This window comes from Wolbachia endosymbiont of Anurida maritima (assembly GCF_042182995.1).
GTDB lineage: Bacteria > Pseudomonadota > Alphaproteobacteria > Rickettsiales > Anaplasmataceae > Wolbachia.
Map to the genome: position 1 here is coordinate 569,500 of NZ_CP102058.1, position 17,784 is coordinate 587,283.

Genomic DNA, 17,784 nt, shown 5'->3' on the forward strand with positions numbered 1-17,784 from the left:
TAACTCCTTTCTACTTAGTTTGAAGACATGCTCTAAGCTTATTGTTATTATAATTAGGTCTGGTAGTATTGTGTTATGGAAGATAAATTGCTTAAATCAGTAAAAAACAAAAGTTATTTCAGTAAAGCAGTCGAATGGTACTGCCATAGGTATCTGTTTTGTGTAGCAGAAAGATCTTGGATGGCATTAATAGTATCGCTTCTCCTAGTATGCTTATGTTTATTAACATTAAATATATACCTGTTATTTCCTGTTAAAAAAGATTTAAATTTTGTGAAGTATATGAACCACACAGAAGATGAGTTCTCTGCAATGCATAAGCTTAGTTTCAGTAAAAAGGAAGATGAATACACTTCCACAGCGAGGTACTTAATAAGTAAATACATCGAAATATATGAGTCCATTAAGATCGTTGAACCGAAGTACCAAGAAAATTTTATAAGAAACAATTCTATACATAAAATCTATCAAGGCTTTCAGGAAAAAACGAATAATGAAGCTGTTTCATCCAAAAGAAAAATTACCAACATAAACGTAATAACATTATCTATTGACCGATCGACCAAGGACCTAGTTACATTTGCTGGAAATGCTACTGTAGTTCTTACAATTGAGCAAAATAAGGAGGTAAAAAATCAGGCTGTTGAGATCAGCTTTACTTTGTCCAATATTCAGGCAGCCCTGGGTGGCATAATACCATTTAAATTTATTGTTAATGGTTATAAATACAGATAATCACATTTAAAATATTACTACACATTAAACTTAAAGTGCATTATATCACCATCTTGTACGATATAATCTCTGCCTTCAAAGCGAATTTTTCCTGCGTCTTTGCAAGCTGATTCACTTCCATACTTTATGTAGTCTGCAAAGCTTATAGTTTCTGCTTTTATGAAGCCTTTCTCAAAATCAGTGTGGATTACACCTGCAGCTTTGTCAGCTGTTGATCCTATTTTTACTGGCCATGCACGTGCTTCTTTTGGCCCTACAGTAAAGAAAGTTATCATACTCAGCACTTCATACATGATACGCGCTACTCCATCAAGGCCTGATTCTTGTAAGCCAAATTCTGATAAAAAACTCTGTTTTTCCTCTTCGCTATCAAGGTTTGCAATATCTGCTTCAAGTTTTGCTGAAATGCAATAAAATTTGCTTTTATTTTCCTCCGCCATTCTCTCTACCTTTTTAGATAATTCATTGCCAGTTATAACATTTGTATCTTCAACATTGCAAACGTACATAATGGGCTTTGTTGTCAGCAATTGAAGCGACTTCATCTCATCTTCATCGATATTCTCCAAGCTTCTTGCAGGTTTACCGAGTTTCAAAGTAGCTAGAACCTCTTGCATTAGCTCAAGTTGTTTCTTTAGCTCTTTATCGCCTTGTTTTGCTTTTTNTTCCAACTGAGGTAGCCTTTTTTCTATGCTATCAATATCAGCTAGGATTAATTCCATTTCTACCACTTCAGCATCTGATATTGGATCTATTTTACTGTGTATATGGCTGATATCGTCATCCGTAAAGCACCTGAGCAGATGAACGATGGCATCAACTTCTCTGATATGGCTTAAAAATTTGTTTCCGAGTCCTTCACCTTTGCTTGCACCCTTTACCAGACCTGCAATATCCACAACTTCTAATTGGTTATAGATTGTCTTCTCTGAACCGGCAATTGCTGCGATTTGTTTCAAACGCTGATCTTTTATCGAAATCTTGCCTATATTTGGCTCGATTGTGCAAAAAGGATAATTTGCAGCTTCGGCTGCACTTGACTCTGTAAGTGCATTAAATAAGGTTGATTTTCCTATGTTTGGCAGTCCAACTATACCGCAGTTAAAACTCATATTTGCTATGTAAAATTATAACTATTGCATAATTTAAAAATTTCTGCTATACCTAATTAGTTACTTATTGACAGTGTTGTTGGTATATTAATATATAGCTTAAATTAAGGTAAAAGTTATGCTTCAATCTAGGGAACGGAAATTACCAACTAATAGTCAAGTAGTTAAATATGATACTACAGGTGATGGCAATTGCTTTTTCCATGCAGTGTTTGCTGACAACAGCTCTGTTATATATGAAGCTGAAAGAGCGCAAGATATGAGAATGGAATGGCACAAATTTTTAAGTCAATTTAAATCCTTAAGTGATCCAAAAATGCCAAATCCTCTTAAGCAACACTTAAAAATATTTTTTGTAGATCTATTGAGTAACACTGGGGAAGTGCTTAATGTACCAAAAGAGATGAAAGGACTCATTGAGGAAACAAATAAAAAAGTTAACGATGTAATGAATGAAAGTGTTGAAAGAACAAAAGCTTTAAAAGATAGAATTATAGAAAAGTTTTCTAAGGATGAAAAATTTCGTAATGAAATATATGAAGTAATAAGGCAAGCTATCAGTGCACATAATGAGCGTAATGCGCAGCAAAGAGATTTGCTTAGTATCGAAGATTTACTAAAGAAAGAAAATGAGGAAACATTGTATAATAGAGTAGAGGAAGAGCTTGAGTCTTGTGCATATATACTTGACACCACGCTTACTGAAGAAAAATATAAAGAGGAATATATAACTAATAACGAAATAATATTAGATTCAGTTGTTTGTCAAGAAGCCTTTTATCAGACTTATTTGCAAGCAATACAAAGACAAGGGTATTTTGTTTTTCACGGTGAAATCCCTATTTTAGCTTCTTTATCTAATACTGAAATCGAAGCATATTTTGAGGGTCAGGAAAATGCAACAATATATAAACCAGACCCAAACATGATAAATCCTGAGTATGTAAAGAAAAAAGACGAGTTATGGGGCAGTAAAGAGCGAGAAACAATATATCTTGAAAGTGGTCATTACTCTAGAGCTAAAACTAAGGAAGTTCAAGAGAAAGAAGATTTCCTATTAGCAAAACAATATCAGTTAGATGAGATCTTAAAATATTGTAACCTTTCAAAGGATATCTCTGAGAGAGAAGAGGTTGAGAAGAGATTTGATGAGTTATTGGCAAAAAATGCTGATGGAGAAATTAATGTTGTTATAGGGCAGTGCGTTAGTGATATAGAGCAGCACATAGAGCGTTCTGAGCAGCAGAAGTCTTTGAGTCCATCATGTAGCATGGAAGAACCAAGAGTAACACCTCATCAACAGCAACAAATATACATAAAATAAACTTCATAGCCCTATATACTTCTACATAGGGTATTCTATAAAAATGCCTTAATTTTTAAGCCTAGATTAAATGGAGTGTAAGAACGTGAGGTTTTTCTTAGTCCTAATTAATGATTTATTATTACCTTGATTGGTATAGTAATATATAGCTTAATATCTAGAGGGGTAAAATCATGAACTCAAATCAACAACTAATAATAGACTTACATGAAATTGAAGTCAATACAATTAAAAAAGAAAAAAACTTTGATTTCAGAACTCCTTTAATATCACTTTTCAAAGCTTTATACAAGTTATTTGAAAGTAAGCAGGATGTTTCCAAAAAAGACTTAGCTAATGCAGCAGAAAAGGAAAGTAGAAGGCTAGGATTAGAAGGTAGATACGAATGGAACGAAATTTTTGATTTAGAGAAAAAAGTTACTGAAAAAGCAGAAAAACAAGGTAGTAGGGAACAAAAATTAAACAAACCTGACAATTTTTATGTAGGGCGGGCAATCGATGACGGAAACTGCTTTTTCGATTCGTTCAGACAAGGGTTAGAACAGCAAACAGGGGTACAAGTTACTGTAGAGCAGTTAAGGAATGACTGCAGAGAATTTGCACAAAATAATCCACCAGAATGGTTTGCGAATGCAATTGTGAATAGTCATGATAATAATGGCCAGCACCGTAGTGAAGATTTGAATACTTATGTAATAAACATCATGAGTAATAATAGATGGGGTGATCCCGAAGTTGAAGGTAGAATACTCTGTGGGAAGTATGGTGTTAGATTGCACTTTATTGAAGATCAATCTTATTTTAAATTTTTGCAAAGAGAAGTATCTCAAGGTAGAGGTGAATTTGGTGTGGAAATTCAGCAGGCAATAATTGGCTCTGATTCTAATGAAGCGCTTACTCAAAAGTTACAAGAAATTAACTCTGATGAAGCATTTCAGTTACTAGCAGGTGTGCTAGGCTTTATTGAATTAGGTCAAACGCATAGCCTTATTGATTCTTCAGGAAATATGACGCTTGATCACCTAAATTACAATGATCAATCTATTATACATATGATGAACGAAGGCTGTAGTCATTTCGAACCACTGCTTAATATATTAGCACAAGAACAACAAGATTCCTTGCTTGCAAGAGAAGTTCAAGGGCAAGAAGATCTCCTCTATGCAAAGCAACTCCAAGATCAGGAGGAAAAAGACTTTTTGCTTGCAAGGCAACTTCAAGAGCAGGAAGACTCTATTTATGCACAGTCTCTTAACCCAAGATGTAGTATGGAAGAAGTAAAAATAGAAGATCAGCAGCAACAAATATCCGTAAAATAAACTTCATAGCCCTGTATATTTTTATATAGGGCTTTTTGCTTGCATTTCATATAATATGAACTGCAGCATATACTAACTAAATGCAAGTTGACCATGAGACTAGTTTAATTATCGATGCCATAGAGGAATTTGGTGGTGAGGCTAGGCTTGTCGGCGGGTGTGTGAGAGACTCAATTTTGCAGCGTGACGTTCACGACATTGACCTCGCTACCAATCTTCTGCCTGATCAAGCAATTAAAGCGTTAAAACTCCGTAATATAAAAACTATTCCAACTGGCTTAAAACATGGAACTATCACTGCAATTTTAAACAAAAGATCCTTTGAGATTACAACACTAAGACATGATGTAAAGTGTGACGGTAGACATGCAAAAGTAGAATTTACCAATAATTGGCAAGCTGATGCTTCAAGGCGTGACTTTACATTTAACGCTCTATACGCAGATAAGCATGGCCATATATATGATTACTTTGGTGGTATAGAGGACTTAAAAGCGCAAAGGTTAAACTTTATAGGTAACGCTGAAGATAGAATTAAAGAGGATTATTTACGTATTTTAAGAGCATTTCGTTTTCATGCAAAAATATGTGTCGGAGATTTGAGTGATGAAATACTAAGCATATGCAAAAAGCATTCGCATATGATCCAAAACCTCTCTGGAGAGAGAATAAGAGATGAAGTACTTAAATTGCTGGAGTGCAATGATCCTTTTCCAACACTTAAGAGCATGCAAGAATCTGATGTTTTGCAAAAGATTATCCCAAAAGAAGTAAAATGCGAAATTCTGTCTTCGTCACTTCTTTTCGGCACTGATGCACTAGTAAAATTAGCGTTACTTCTTAGGACTACCAAAAATGACAGGCTAAGTCTTGGAGAATATGTAAGCAAATTTTTACGTCTTTCGAACAAGCAAAAGAAAAAGCTGCTATTTTTACTATCCAACGATATCAAAACAGAACTCTCAGAAAGAGAGCAAAAAAAATACATATCTTTATTTGGTAGGGAACTATATTGTGATTTAGTAAGAATTTGTGGTGCTGAGTCTGGAGAAAATGTTGATAAATACATTTCGTTTGCTAACACATTCAATATTCCAAAATTTCCTTTATCTGGCGATGATTTAATAAGTATAGGTCACCAGCCAGGAAAAAGTTTAGGTAAAAACTTAGAGTTGCTCAGGCAACATTGGGAAGACAGCTCCTACACTTTAACAAAAGAGGAGCTGGTGCTTTATGCTAAGGGTCTACTTTAGGCTACTCTCTGGGCATTCAATAAATGTATGCTTGCAATATTAGGGGAACTCATCGAGGAATGAGGTGTGTATTCTTTTTTAGCTTTTTCTGTTAATTGATATTTGTTTACTCCTCCTTGAGTTTGATTACACATTCCCTGATCTGGAGATAAAAATTTATCTCTTATGCTTGATACTAGCTGTAACTTTTGAATCTTATCTAAAAAAAATCTCATTCTAGCTTCTATTAGCTCTTTCACAACAATTTCTTTAAGTAATTCTCCTGAGTCGTTATTATTATTATTTTTGCTATTAAAGCTTTGCAAGATAGAATCTCTAGTTGCAACTGCATCTTTTTCGTTAAAATTTAATTTTTTCATGCATTGCTTAACAGAAGTTAACAACTTGGCTTTTAACGTGCCATCTTGTAGTTCTTTACCTACATTTTTTCCAATGTTACAATGTTCGTTGACAACTTCTTTAACCTTGGCTTCTATGATCTCCCTTGCGGATTGTTCCAAATTACTTTCTAATAATTCAAGCAGCTTACTGCTTTCAAATTTACCATGATTTTGATTTGATAGAAATTTTATGGTTTTATTATGTACGTTATGACAAAAGTGTTTCTTTTCAAATTCAGGAAAACCTTTTTTTAACTCCTCGTTTTTCTTAGATAAAAAGTTATTGAGATTCTGATTCCCAAAAAGCTTATTGGGCAAGTTCCGCAATTTTGAAAGGGTTGATTCAGAGCATGTCTTCAAACTAAGTAGAAAGGAGTTAAGAAGTGTGTTATAAGATATATTTTAAATGTACCCAAGCGATATAAGTGACAAAGAATGGAAGATGATAGAGCAATATTTTGAACCTAAAAAGACCGGCAGACCAAGAAAACACAGTATCAGAACGATTATCGATGCAATAAGGTATGTGATGAGAACAGGCTGTCAATGGAGACAACTACCTAAGAATTTTCCACCATGGAAAACCGTGTATAGTTGTAATTCGCGTTTAAAAAAAAGTGGAATATGGCAAGAAATTCATGATTTTCTAGTTAAAAAACTAAGAAAGATAATTGGTAAGAATGAAACTCCATCAGTAGGAATAATTGACAGTCAATCAGTAAAAACCACTCAAAAAGGGGATCCAGAGGATATGATGCTGGCAAGAAAGTAAAGGGTAGAAAACGCCACATCGTTGTAGATACTCTAGGTCTTGTAATTGCTGCTGAAGTACACAGTGCAAGCATTCAAGATCGTGATGGTGCACTAAATCTTTTTGTTCAAGCCAAATGCAAAGCTCCAACATTACGTAAGTTTTTTGCTGATCAAGGATATACAGGTAAATTGCAAAACCGCTGTTTATTGGAAACTGGATGTTTGTTGACGATTACCAAGAAAGTAGTTGATACAGGATTTCAGGTTATTCCTAAACGTTGGATTGTTGAGAGAACCTTTGCTTGGCTCTCCAATTTTAGACGTATGAGTAAGGATTATGAGCATTCTCCTCTCACTTCAAAAAATAACATCTTTTTTAATATGATCACTATTATGCTTCACAAATTAGCTCATTCTTGAGTTTGAAGACATGCTCTAAGTAGTTGATTTTGCAGTAGATACTGTACTCACTGTATCTGGCTTGTGAGCTTTTGTTTGTTCTTGTGATTTTTTAGTTTTTTCACCAATATCTTCTAATCTTCTATCAACACCCTTTAACTTTTCTTCCAACTTTTGTTGTTCTTGATTATTTAGCAGTTGTTGTTGCATTATTTTCAATTGTTTTTCCATGTTTTCTTTTTCTTCCTGTAGTTTCTTAATATCAGCTTTTTCTGCTTGCTGCTGCTCCTTTTGTAACTGCTCAATCAACTTCTCTTGTTCTGCAAGCTTTTCTCTGGTTTCTTGTAACTCTTCATCTGATTTTTTCTTTAATTCTGCCTTTAGTCTTTCTATTAAGTCAACTTCTTTTCCCTGTAGTTGTTGCTCTTGATTATTTAGTGGTAGTTGCTGCACTAACAATTTCCATCACGATCGAGGAAGTTTCCTTTAATTTACCCTCTATTCCAGCTGATTCCCATTCTTTACTTTCTTCTAATGTCCGTACTTGTTCTTGTAGCCTGGCAACCTCATTTTCTAAGTCCTTTTTCTCGCTTACTGCAGTGCTTAATTGACTGCTTAAATCTTTCAATTTACCTTCTAAATCAATTTTTCCTTCCTCCAGTTGTTGTTTGGATTCCTGAGCACTTTGTAGTTGTTTTTTCAGATTCTCCACTTCAGCTTCCATTTTCTTTTTATCTTCATCTAATCCTTCATTTAACCGCATTAAATTATTTATTTTTGCGTCTTTTTTTTCTGCATCTACTGAAAGCTTTTCTGTTTTATTGGCAAATTCTGTACTGCGCTCAATTAATTCTTTGTTCAGTTTCAATATCTCCTTAGATTTTTCCTCTAATTTTGCTAAAAATTCTTCTCCTCGTTTTTTTGCAACTTCTGCCAATTCTCTATAATTCCTTTCAAGTTCTGCAAGTTTAGATCTTAACTCTTTATTTTCCTCTTCTAAGAAGTCATCTCCTAATTGTAAGTCTGCAATCTGCTGTGCTTGATCATCACAGAGCCTAATAAACGCTTTTAGTGCCTGACTTACATCCTCCAGTTGTTCCTTTAATTCTTCATTCTTATCCTCCAATGCCTTTTCTTTTTCAGATTCTAAACTAGCTTGGAAATTTCTATCCGTTGTTTCGACGTATTTGGTCTGCATTGTCGTATCTTGAAATGTAGCTTCATCCTTACTTATTACTTCACTCTGGCTCCCTTTTTCTGCAACCTCAGGTTTTAAGTCAGCTCCAATATTTTTATCCGTTGTTTCAACACACTCGGTCTGCATTGTCGTATCTTGAAATGTAGCTTCATCCTTATTAGTTTGAACTTTTTCATCTTCACTCACTACTTCACTTTGACTTTCTTTTACTGCTACTTCAGGTTTTAAATCAATTTGAGCACTTTCATCTGTTGTTTTATCAGTATGAGTTTCATCACTTCCAGTAGTTGTATTGTAATATAGAATATTTTCTGCCCATTTGTTCCATTTCTTTGGTAGTATTCGTCCAATCGTTTTTAGAAATAACCAAGAAAATACAGTAGACCAACTGTATTTTTGTTTAACATTAGTTTCATAATCAACCTTATTATTAGTATTGTGCATAAAATTACCTTAGTTTTTAACTTCGATTTACAGAAAATTTTAACAGTAATAAAGTTATATATATTAGTGTAAATATTAAATAAATACTAATGCAGGTGTCAAATTATGGTAAAGTCTTTACACTTTAAGCAGAAATACACGTGTTTGTAAGTACAGCATTTGCTTTTTCTATCGCTCTTGCTAACATTTCCTGTTCATTGTTCTGATTTTTTACGTTGATCACCTGGGCGGCTGAGTTTGCAGGAAAAGTGACTAAACTGACTTCCCATAATTCCACTTGTTTTAACACCCGAGCTCCGCTTTTATGATCAACATCATACTCTATAGGTATATAGCCGATGGAAAGTCCGTTAATTGTTCCAGTTTTGAGCATCAAATACACTTCTTCTGCTTTCTGAATACCCAAAAGTAAATGTGCAATTATATATAGACCAACATCATTTTCATAAATATCTATGATGCTACCTATGGGTTCGTCAGGATTATGCTGCCAAAGGAGTTTTATTTTATTTCTGTTTAAGTTTTCCTTAAATGCCCCAGGTAAGATCAGGTCATTTTGTTTATCAACTATGTTAAAAACGCTAGCATAACCAGAAAATATACCGTTTTCTCCTATGATTTTTATTGACAATGGTGAATAGAGAAATTTCTTATTCATAAAGCCTCCTGTAGGTTATAGTATTGGGAATTTTGTTTCGCAATGCACTGCGATATAATTCTATTATATGCAGTGCTCTAAAAGGAGGAAGCATTTTTTTAGTTACTAAAAACGCTAAATTGTAATATGGTACAATGTTACAACGATGTCATGAAAGTAGCTGACACTGGTTCACTCTATATCCCAGTGCCTTGACTACTTGGATCGAGGAAAAAGAATGGTGTCATGCAAGTAGCCTCCTTTTTTTGTCATCCCAGTGCCCAGAGGTGTCATCCTTTTTTTTGGGATTCCAGCGTCACGCGGTACCTTCCGTATAAATATTTAAGAAATTTACCAAATGAAAAAAAAGGCAAAAGAAGCCCCGTGGTGGTTGGCTATTTACTATGTACTAAAATATCGGCGTTTTTTTTATTCTAAAACGCTTGATTAAGAGCGATTTAGCTGCTTTTAAGCCGCAACTAATCTAAATTATAAACGTTAAGAAATTTACTAAACAGAATTCATATCAATAGAAAAGCAAAAGAATAAAATGAAATATCAAGCGATATCCTCTATAATTAACTTTTTTGAATGAAGAGATGACGATTCGTGTAGGAATTAATGGTCTTGGTAGAATAGGCAGAGGCGTATTGCGTGCTATTTTCGAAATAGAAGAATATAGCAAACAAATAGAAGTTGTAGCTGTAAATGGATCACTCAGTGCAAAGCAGCATGCACATTTGATTAAATATGATTCTGTTCATGGCAAATTCAGTGGTGATATTGATTTTAATGAGTCTCAAAATTGGATTTCTATAAATGGCAAAAAGTTTTCTTTATATAGAGAACGGAGCCCTGAAAATATTCCTTGGAATGTTGATGTAATACTTGAATGTACTGGTGCATTCAACAAACGTGAAGAAGCAATAAGGCACAATGCAGAGAAAGTAATTGTCTCTGCTCCAGTTCCGGATGCTGATGTCACTATAGTTTATGGTGTGAATAACGATATGCTCGAAAAAGAGCATAAAGTGATATCAGCAGGTTCTTGCACTACAAATTGCCTTGCTCCGATTGTGAAAGTCCTACATTCTAGTTTAGGCATAAAAAGCGGTTTTATGACTACTATACATGCCTACACGAATGATCAAAATATTCTTGATGGTAATCATAAAGATTTGCGTAGAGCAAGAGCTTGCGGATTATCTATGGTGCCAACTACAACCGGGGCAGCAAAAACAATTGGTTCTGTCATCCCTGAATTAAAAGGAAAGCTAGATGGCACTGCCGTCAGAGTTCCAGTTAGCAATGTTTCTATGGTTGATTTTACATTTACGACTGATAAGAAAGCGACCGTTAAAGAAATCAATGAAATGTTTAAGGATGCAGCTCTCTCGTCTACTCCATTCCAGCGCGTGACGCTGGAATCTAATCCAGTGTCAGCTACTCGGATGACATCAGAGGGTACTAAGATGACATCAGGGGGTACTAGGATGACAGAGGGTTCTCCAATGTCAAATGTACTTTCTATATGTACGGAACCTTTAGTTTCAATAGACTTTGTGCATAACCCTTATAGTGCAATTGTGGATTTAACTGGTACATATGTTACAGGTGATATATGCAGGGTTGCAGCGTGGTATGACAATGAATGGGCTTTTTCGCTGAGAATGTTAGACATAGCATTATTGAGCCATAGTAAAGTATGAATGAAAACTCGAACAAATATGCCTCTTTTTATGAGCACTTTGCGGAACTCAGAAAAAGAGTTATCTTTTGCTTTCTATTTTTTTGCGTTGCTTTTGGTTTTTGTTACTACTTTAAGGAAAATATATACCGTTTTTTACTTGCACCTTTAATAGAAGCAACAAAAGATAGCGAAGGTTTTTCTTTAATTTACACAGACTTAACGGAGGCATTTTTTGTGTATCTTAGAGTTGCAATGATGAGTGCACTTTTGCTCTCTTTTCCTGTGTTTGCATGGCAATTCTATATGTTCTTAGCACCTGGGTTATATAAAAGTGAAAGGGCAGTGTTGTTGCCATACTTAATTGCAACACCGGTTTTATTTGTAACGGGAGCTACTGTAGTCTATTACTATATATTTCCTTTAGCCTGGAAGTTTTTTATCAACTTCGAACACAGTGGTAAATCCTTCGATATACCGATAGAGTTTATGCCATCAGTTAGCGAATATTTAGACCTCGTTCTCCAATTTATGTTTGCATTTGGCACTGCATTTCAAATTCCAGTAATACTCACATTGATGGTGAGGGTAGGGTTACTCACTACACAAAGTTTGTCAAATAAACGCAGAATCGCGATAGTGGTGATTTTTATTATCGCTGCAATCTTAACTCCACCTGATGTATTAAGCCAAGTAGGGCTTGCAATACCTATGCTGATTCTATATGAATTGTCCATTCTGATATGTAGGTATATTGAGAAGAAGGCAAAGGATTGAATAAATATGTATTTGTAACGTTCTTTTTCGAGCACGAGAACCTTTTTCTTGCTTGAGTGTTTGTGATATTTAGGTAAGTATTTGACTTTATTACTTAAATGTATAATAATTAAAGTATATTATTATTTTTAGTGGGAGAGTTTGATATGCTAACACAAGAACAGAAATATTTATGTCATCGTTTATATAAATCAGTCAGAAAGAAGGAGAATATTGATGAAATTGTAAGAGAAGTAACAGGAGATGATTTTCTTAAAATTTTTAAAGCAATAAATAGGGAAAGTAAGGAGACATTACTTGGAAGTGTTGAATCAGTTTTGCCAGAACAAATTAAAGCAGTTTTGAATCGCGCGAAAGAACTAAATCTTCTTGAAGAAACTTTAAAAGCAGAGATTTTATCTTCTAAGGATGGAGATGAGGTGAGGCATATTTCACTGATTGAATATATTACAGGTTATAATGGCAACCTTTCACCAGAATTTCGTGGGGTAATTGGGGAATTCTACAAATTAGGACTAAAAAATGAGAAGAGCATGGTAACTGAAGAGAGTATCCAAATTGATAATACGGGAGATAAAGAAGATCTACCTGAAACAAGTAGCTTAGCTAGTGATGAAAGTACCATAAATAGTAAAAGTAATCCAGCTACTGATACGGTACCTCAAAGTAATCCAATTAAACACAGAGGAGCTATCTAAGAGCATGTCTTCAAACTAAGTAGAAAGGAGTTAAGAAGTGTGTTATAAGATATATTTTAAATGTACCCAAGCGATATAAGTGACAAAGAATGGAAGATGATAGAGCAATATTTTGAACCTAAAAAGACCGGCAGACCAAGAAAACACAGTATCAGAACGATTATCGATGCAATAAGGTATGTGATGAGAACAGGCTGTCAATGGAGACAACTACCTAAGAATTTTCCACCATGGAAAACCGTGTATAGTTGTAATTCGCGTTTAAAAAAAAGTGGAATATGGCAAGAAATTCATGATTTTCTAGTTAAAAAACTAAGAGCATGTCTTCAAACTCAAGAATGAGCTAATTTGTGAAGCATAATAGTGATCATATTAAAAAAGATGTTATTTTTTGAAGTGAGAGGAGAATGCTCATAATCCTTACTCATACGTCTAAAATTGGAGAGCCAAGCAAAGGTTCTCTCAACAATCCAACGTTTAGGAATAACCTGAAATCCTGTATCAACTACTTTCTTGGTAATCGTCAACAAACATCCAGTTTCCAATAAACAGCGGTTTTGCAATTTACCTGTATATCCTTGATCAGCAAAAAACTTACGTAATGTTGGAGCTTTGCATTTGGCTTGAACAAAAAGATTTAGTGCACCATCACGATCTTGAATGCTTGCACTGTGTACTTCAGCAGCAATTACAAGACCTAGAGTATCTACAACGATGTGGCGTTTTCTACCCTTTACTTTCTTGCCAGCATCATATCCTCTGGATCCCCTTTTTGAGTGGTTTTTACTGATTGACTGTCAATTATTCCTACTGATGGAGTTTCATTCTTACCAATTATCTTTCTTAGTTTTTTAACTAGAAAATCATGAATTTCTTGCCATATTCCACTTTTTTTAAACGCGAATTACAACTATACACGGTTTTCCATGGTGGAAAATTCTTAGGTAGTTGTCTCCATTGACAGCCTGTTCTCATCACATACCTTATTGCATCGATAATCGTTCTGATACTGTGTTTTCTTGGTCTGCCGGTCTTTTTAGGTTCAAAATATTGCTCTATCATCTTCCATTCTTTGTCACTTATATCGCTTGGGTACATTTAAAATATATCTTATAACACACTTCTTAACTCCTTTCTACTTAGTTTGAAGACATGCTCTTAACTTGACGCGTATGGTTAAGAAGTCAGTCTCACCAGCAACTCACAGAGCATCTTTATGACTTTGTTATATTACGCTAAAAGACTCAAAACTCTTAACACCTTTTGAGTTTATATCTTTACAGTACTCCTGATACTAAATCCACACCATCACACTCTGGACCTAGTAACTCAGCTATGCAAAATGAAAAAAGTTTGTATGGTATACAAATAGTGTGTTTTTTTATAATTATTTTCTATAATGCATAAACCTTTGGTCCAAGCTGTAAATGCTACCATAGGCATTAAAAGTTAATTAACAAACTGCAATGTATAATGAAATAAAGACACTTGTAAGATTTTGATCTTGCAAGTTATAGATAAGCAAATTTGTCATAAAGTTTAATAGTGTCTGTTACTGCTTTTAGGTGTGAGGCTAGAGGGTTATTAGCAGTAACAGACACTATTAAACTTATTATAGAATTTACTTAAAGTAAATTCTTAATTTAAAATATTATAATATTTTTACTTACAATAGATTTATGTAAATGCTTTTTCCTCAAATTAGTATTGTACTATTATACTTATTGAATGCTAAAAAATTATTAACCATCACTAATCTCTATTTGCATAGTAAGTTTATATATACTATTATACAGTATATCATTTAGTTTTATAGCAAACAAACAAAAGATATGGTGAAGTTATTTGCACTATTGATAATATTTTACTCAAATATATCTGTTGCCTCTGCTCCTACTTCCTGGCAATTTGGATTTCCTGCTCCTGCAACTGAAGTAATGGAGGCTGTAGTTAGGGCACATTCGTTTGTGATGCTTGTGATGGTTGCAATAATGCTTTTTGTGTGGGCGCTGCTTGCTTATATAGCGTTTCGCTTTCGTAAAAGCAAAGTAACAAACATAAGTAAAACTACCCATAGTGTTCCTTTAGAAATTATTTGGTTTGTTATACCAACGATTATTGTTGGTATATTAGCCTTTGAAAACGCTAAATTACTGAAGCTACAGGAAGAAATACCGAAAGCTGATATAACACTAAAAGTCATTGGCCATCAATGGTATTGGAGCTACCAATATCCAGAATATCAAGGTGTGTCATTTGATAGTTATATTAAGGGAAAAGAAGATTTTATCGAAGGAGATTTAAAGCTATTCTCTGTTGATAACAACATCATTTTACCCGTTAATACTAACGTTCGTTTACAAGTTACAGCAGGAGATGTGATACACAGTTGGGGAGTACCGGCTTTTGGTGTAAAAATTGATGCGATACCAGGTAGGCTAAATGAAGCGTGGTTTAATATCAAAAAGCCTGGTGTTTATTATGGGCAGTGCTACGAATTGTGTGGTCAAGGCCATGGATTTATGCCAATTGTTGTTGAAGCAGTAAGCAAAGAAGATTTTAATAAGTGGATCGAAAATAGAAAATTAGTGAGTTAAATTTGGAGTATAGATATGAGTGACGCACCAAAGGGCATAAAGCGTTGGTTATTTTCCACCAACCATAAAGACATAGGGACACTGTACATTATTTTTTCCATATTAGCTGGAATTATTGGTGGATTATTATCGGTGATTATTCGTACTCAGCTAATGCACATTAATATACTTAACAATAACTATCAATTATATAACGTAATGGTTACAGGGCATGCATTGATAATGGTGTTTTTTATGATAATGCCAGCCCTCATGGGAGGATTTGGTAATTGGTTTGTGCCTCTTATGATCGGTGCACCCGACATGGCATTTCCTCGTATGAATAATTTGAGTTTCTGGTTATTAGTGTCATCTTTTGTTTTGCTCATTCTCTCAGCATTTGCTGGAGAAGGTCCAGGTACGGGTTGGACTTTATATCCACCTTTATCACAGGTAATGTCCCATCCAAGTGCAGGAGTTGACCTTGCTATACTTGCACTTCATGTTGCTGGTATGTCGTCAATTGTTGGGGCGATCAACTTTATAGTTACTATATTTAACATGCGCGCAAAAGGCATGTCATTAACTAAGATGCCACTGTTTGTTTGGTCTGTCTTGCTAACAGCATTTATGTTGATTGTTGCCTTACCAGTGCTTGCCGGTGCTATAACTATGCTTCTTACTGATCGCAATATTGGTACTTCCTTTTTTGATCCTGCAGGTGGTGGTGACCCTGTGTTATTTCAACATTTATTTTGGTTTTTTGGTCATCCAGAAGTTTACGTAATTATTTTTCCTGCATTTGGCATCATAAGTCAGGTTGTATCAACTTTTTCTCACAGACCTGTATTTGGTTACATAGGGATGGTTTATGCAATGATAGGTATAGCAGTATTTGGCTTTATGGTTTGGGCTCACCATATGTTCACTGTTGGGCTTAGTGCTGACGCTGCTGCATTTTTTAGCACCACCACAATTTTTATCGGTGTTATAACTGGTGTAAAAGTCTTTAGTTGGATTGCAACTATGTGGGGTGGAGCAATTGAGTTTAAAACCCCTATGCTATTTGCACTAGGTTTTATTTTCATGTTTGTTGGCGGTGGCATAACGGGAATAATTCTCTCTCATGGTGGAATAGATAAGCTTCTGCATGATACCTACTATGTTGTTGCTCACTTCCATTATGTCATGTCACTTGCTGCATTATTTGGAGCTTTTGCTGGCTTTTATTATTGGATTGGTAAAATGTCGGGTAAACAATATAATGAGCGCTTAGGTCAAATCCACTTTTGGCTTACTTTTATTAGCACCAATATCACTTTTTTACCTCAACATTTCTTGGGATTAGCTGGTATGCCAAGGCGTATACCTGATTATCCTGATGCGTTTATCCCTTGGAATTATATATCCTCAATTGGCTCATATATGTCCTTCATTTCAGTTATGTTTTTTGTGTTTATAGTTATACATCTCTTTAAATGGGGCAAAAAAGCTGGAGATAATCCTTGGAAAGGTGACACCTTGGAATGGACGGTATCTTCACCACCACCTTTTCATACTTTCGAAAAACCACCAGTGGTAAAATAGAATGTACACAAGTGTTTTGCTAAATGTTGAATCAACAATACTGGATTTTTGGCGTTTGCTGAAGCCAAGGATAATGTATCTTGTGGTATTTACTGCAGTTGCTGGTATGGTTACTGCACCAGGTAGTATGCACCCTTTTCTAGCACTAATATCTCTTATATGTGTTGCTCTTGGCTCAGGATCTGCAGGTGCTATAAATATGTGGTATGACAGAGACATAGATCTGCTCATGGAAAGGACAAAAAACCGCCCTATACCCTCAGGTAGAATTTCTGCAGAAAGCGCGCTTGAATTTGGTATAACTCTTGGAATATTATCAGTATTTATCATGGCAATAGCAGTAAACTATATTTCTGCTGCTTTGCTTGCTGTTAGCATATTATTTTACGTTTTCATATATACAATTTGGCTAAAAAGGCGTACTCCGCAGAATATCGTTATCGGTGGTGCAGCAGGTGCTTTCCCTCCAATGATTGGCTGGGCAGCTGTGACTAATTCTGTAAGTTGGGAAAGTTTCATTTTATTTTTAGTAATTTTTATGTGGACTCCACCACACTTTTGGGCCCTATCTTTAAATAAGTCTGAAGACTATGCAAAGGCATCGATTCCAATGTTCAATATTGTTTATGGTCCGGAAAAAACAAGAAAATATATATTAATTTATAGTGTCTTGCTGGTGCTAACTAGCTTGCTTCCAGCTCTATTCTTGAAAAAGGCTTTACTTTATCTAAGCATGGCAATTTTTGCAGGTTGCATCTTTATTTGGTACGCTATATCAATTCTCAGATTCAAGAACCACAACTCACAGAAACAAATGTTTTCTTACTCGATTTCTTATCTATTTTCCCTATTCGCCAGTATTATTTTTTGTTCTATTGATTTATTTTAGTTATGAAAGAACGGCA

Annotated in this window: 20 protein-coding genes; 13 read left to right on the forward strand and 7 right to left on the reverse strand. The window is 34.8% G+C overall.

Annotated features, from left to right (window positions below):
• Window positions 1–75: 75 nt before the first annotated feature.
• Window positions 76–735 carry a conjugal transfer protein TraJ gene (locus NOX90_RS03205; protein ID WP_375604481.1) on the forward strand — a complete coding sequence of 220 codons (660 nt, stop codon included), beginning with the start codon at window positions 76–78 and terminating at the stop codon, window positions 733–735.
• 17 nt (window positions 736–752) lie between these two features.
• Here NOX90_RS03205 and ychF read toward each other — a convergent pair whose 3' ends face one another.
• Window positions 753–1,847 carry a redox-regulated ATPase YchF gene (gene ychF, locus NOX90_RS03210; protein ID WP_375604482.1) on the reverse strand — a complete coding sequence of 365 codons (1,095 nt, stop codon included), beginning with the start codon at window positions 1,845–1,847 and terminating at the stop codon, window positions 753–755.
• A gap of 118 nt (window positions 1,848–1,965) precedes the next feature.
• Between ychF and NOX90_RS03215 the strand changes: the two genes are divergently transcribed.
• The 3 genes from NOX90_RS03215 (at window position 1,966) to NOX90_RS03225 (ending at window position 5,743) form a co-directional block, all read left to right on the forward strand.
• Complete coding sequence (locus NOX90_RS03215; protein WP_375604483.1) at window positions 1,966–3,171, forward strand: hypothetical protein; 1,206 nt, start codon at window positions 1,966–1,968, stop codon at window positions 3,169–3,171.
• A 173-nt stretch (window positions 3,172–3,344) separates the two neighbouring features.
• Entirely contained in the window at window positions 3,345–4,490 is a 1,146-nt protein-coding gene (locus tag NOX90_RS03220; RefSeq protein ID WP_375604484.1) for a hypothetical protein, read from the forward strand.
• A gap of 80 nt (window positions 4,491–4,570) precedes the next feature.
• Window positions 4,571–5,743 (forward strand): CCA tRNA nucleotidyltransferase, encoded by a 1,173-nt coding sequence (locus NOX90_RS03225; RefSeq protein ID WP_375604485.1) that lies wholly within the window; start codon window positions 4,571–4,573, stop codon window positions 5,741–5,743.
• Here the strand turns inward: NOX90_RS03225 and NOX90_RS03230 are convergent.
• Window positions 5,740–6,483 (reverse strand): hypothetical protein, encoded by a 744-nt coding sequence (locus NOX90_RS03230; RefSeq protein WP_375604486.1) that lies wholly within the window; start codon window positions 6,481–6,483, stop codon window positions 5,740–5,742. The genes NOX90_RS03225 and NOX90_RS03230 overlap by 4 nt on opposite strands.
• Before the next feature lie 46 nt (window positions 6,484–6,529).
• On the opposite strand from NOX90_RS03230, the gene NOX90_RS03235 reads away from it, so the two are divergent.
• Both NOX90_RS03235 and NOX90_RS03240 read left to right on the forward strand, forming a co-directional pair.
• Window positions 6,530–6,895 (forward strand): transposase, encoded by a 366-nt coding sequence (locus tag NOX90_RS03235; protein WP_375603639.1) that lies wholly within the window; start codon window positions 6,530–6,532, stop codon window positions 6,893–6,895.
• A gap of 17 nt (window positions 6,896–6,912) precedes the next feature.
• Entirely contained in the window at window positions 6,913–7,296 is a 384-nt protein-coding gene (locus NOX90_RS03240; RefSeq protein ID WP_375604573.1) for a transposase, read from the forward strand.
• A gap of 15 nt (window positions 7,297–7,311) precedes the next feature.
• On the opposite strand, the gene NOX90_RS03245 is transcribed toward NOX90_RS03240, so the two are convergent.
• The 3 genes from NOX90_RS03245 to NOX90_RS03255 all read right to left on the reverse strand — a co-directional run bounded on the left by NOX90_RS03245 (window position 7,312) and on the right by NOX90_RS03255 (window position 9,575).
• Window positions 7,312–7,734, reverse strand: a complete 423-nt coding sequence (locus NOX90_RS03245; RefSeq protein WP_375604487.1) for a hypothetical protein — start codon at window positions 7,732–7,734, stop codon at window positions 7,312–7,314.
• On the reverse strand, window positions 7,706–8,917 hold the full coding sequence (locus NOX90_RS03250) for a hypothetical protein (RefSeq protein WP_375604488.1): 1,212 nt from the start codon (window positions 8,915–8,917) through the stop codon (window positions 7,706–7,708). The genes NOX90_RS03245 and NOX90_RS03250 overlap by 29 nt, the downstream gene beginning before the upstream one ends.
• A 124-nt stretch (window positions 8,918–9,041) precedes the next feature.
• Window positions 9,042–9,575, reverse strand: a complete 534-nt coding sequence (locus NOX90_RS03255; protein WP_375604489.1) for an HK97 family phage prohead protease — start codon at window positions 9,573–9,575, stop codon at window positions 9,042–9,044.
• Window positions 9,576–10,153: 578 nt separating this feature from the next.
• On the opposite strand from NOX90_RS03255, the gene NOX90_RS03260 reads away from it, so the two are divergent.
• The 4 genes from NOX90_RS03260 to NOX90_RS03275 all read left to right on the forward strand — a co-directional run bounded on the left by NOX90_RS03260 (window position 10,154) and on the right by NOX90_RS03275 (window position 13,058).
• The gene (locus NOX90_RS03260; RefSeq protein ID WP_375604590.1) at window positions 10,154–11,263 is read left to right on the forward strand and encodes a type I glyceraldehyde-3-phosphate dehydrogenase; all 1,110 of its coding nucleotides are present in this window, start codon (window positions 10,154–10,156) and stop codon (window positions 11,261–11,263) included.
• Window positions 11,260–12,018 (forward strand): twin-arginine translocase subunit TatC, encoded by a 759-nt coding sequence (gene tatC / locus NOX90_RS03265; protein WP_375604490.1) that lies wholly within the window; start codon window positions 11,260–11,262, stop codon window positions 12,016–12,018. The genes NOX90_RS03260 and tatC overlap by 4 nt, the downstream gene beginning before the upstream one ends.
• A gap of 146 nt (window positions 12,019–12,164) precedes the next feature.
• Window positions 12,165–12,716 carry a hypothetical protein gene (locus NOX90_RS03270; RefSeq protein ID WP_375604491.1) on the forward strand — a complete coding sequence of 184 codons (552 nt, stop codon included), beginning with the start codon at window positions 12,165–12,167 and terminating at the stop codon, window positions 12,714–12,716.
• 60 nt (window positions 12,717–12,776) lie between these two features.
• Window positions 12,777–13,058 carry a transposase gene (locus NOX90_RS03275; protein WP_375604492.1) on the forward strand — a complete coding sequence of 94 codons (282 nt, stop codon included), beginning with the start codon at window positions 12,777–12,779 and terminating at the stop codon, window positions 13,056–13,058.
• Here NOX90_RS03275 and NOX90_RS03280 read toward each other — a convergent pair.
• Together NOX90_RS03280 and NOX90_RS03285 are read right to left on the reverse strand one after the other, a co-directional pair.
• Complete coding sequence (locus NOX90_RS03280; protein ID WP_375604575.1) at window positions 13,049–13,507, reverse strand: transposase; 459 nt, start codon at window positions 13,505–13,507, stop codon at window positions 13,049–13,051. The genes NOX90_RS03275 and NOX90_RS03280 overlap by 10 nt on opposite strands.
• 64 nt (window positions 13,508–13,571) lie before the next feature.
• Entirely contained in the window at window positions 13,572–13,814 is a 243-nt protein-coding gene (locus tag NOX90_RS03285; RefSeq protein WP_375603621.1) for a transposase, read from the reverse strand.
• A 734-nt stretch (window positions 13,815–14,548) separates the two neighbouring features.
• On the opposite strand from NOX90_RS03285, the gene coxB reads away from it, so the two are divergent.
• Genes coxB through NOX90_RS03300 form a run of 3 tightly spaced genes read left to right on the forward strand, consistent with a single transcriptional unit; the run spans window position 14,549 to window position 17,768 of the window.
• Window positions 14,549–15,313: a cytochrome c oxidase subunit II gene (gene coxB, locus NOX90_RS03290; RefSeq protein ID WP_375604493.1), complete on the forward strand. Its 765-nt coding sequence runs from the start codon at window positions 14,549–14,551 to the stop codon at window positions 15,311–15,313.
• A 15-nt stretch (window positions 15,314–15,328) separates the two neighbouring features.
• Window positions 15,329–16,879, forward strand: coding sequence for a cytochrome c oxidase subunit I (ctaD, locus tag NOX90_RS03295; RefSeq protein WP_375604494.1), 1,551 nt, complete (start codon window positions 15,329–15,331; stop codon window positions 16,877–16,879).
• A 1-nt stretch (window position 16,880) separates the two neighbouring features.
• A complete protein-coding gene (locus NOX90_RS03300; protein ID WP_375604495.1) occupies window positions 16,881–17,768 on the forward strand; it encodes a heme o synthase in 888 nt (295 codons plus the stop codon).
• Window positions 17,769–17,784: the final 16 nt, after the last annotated feature.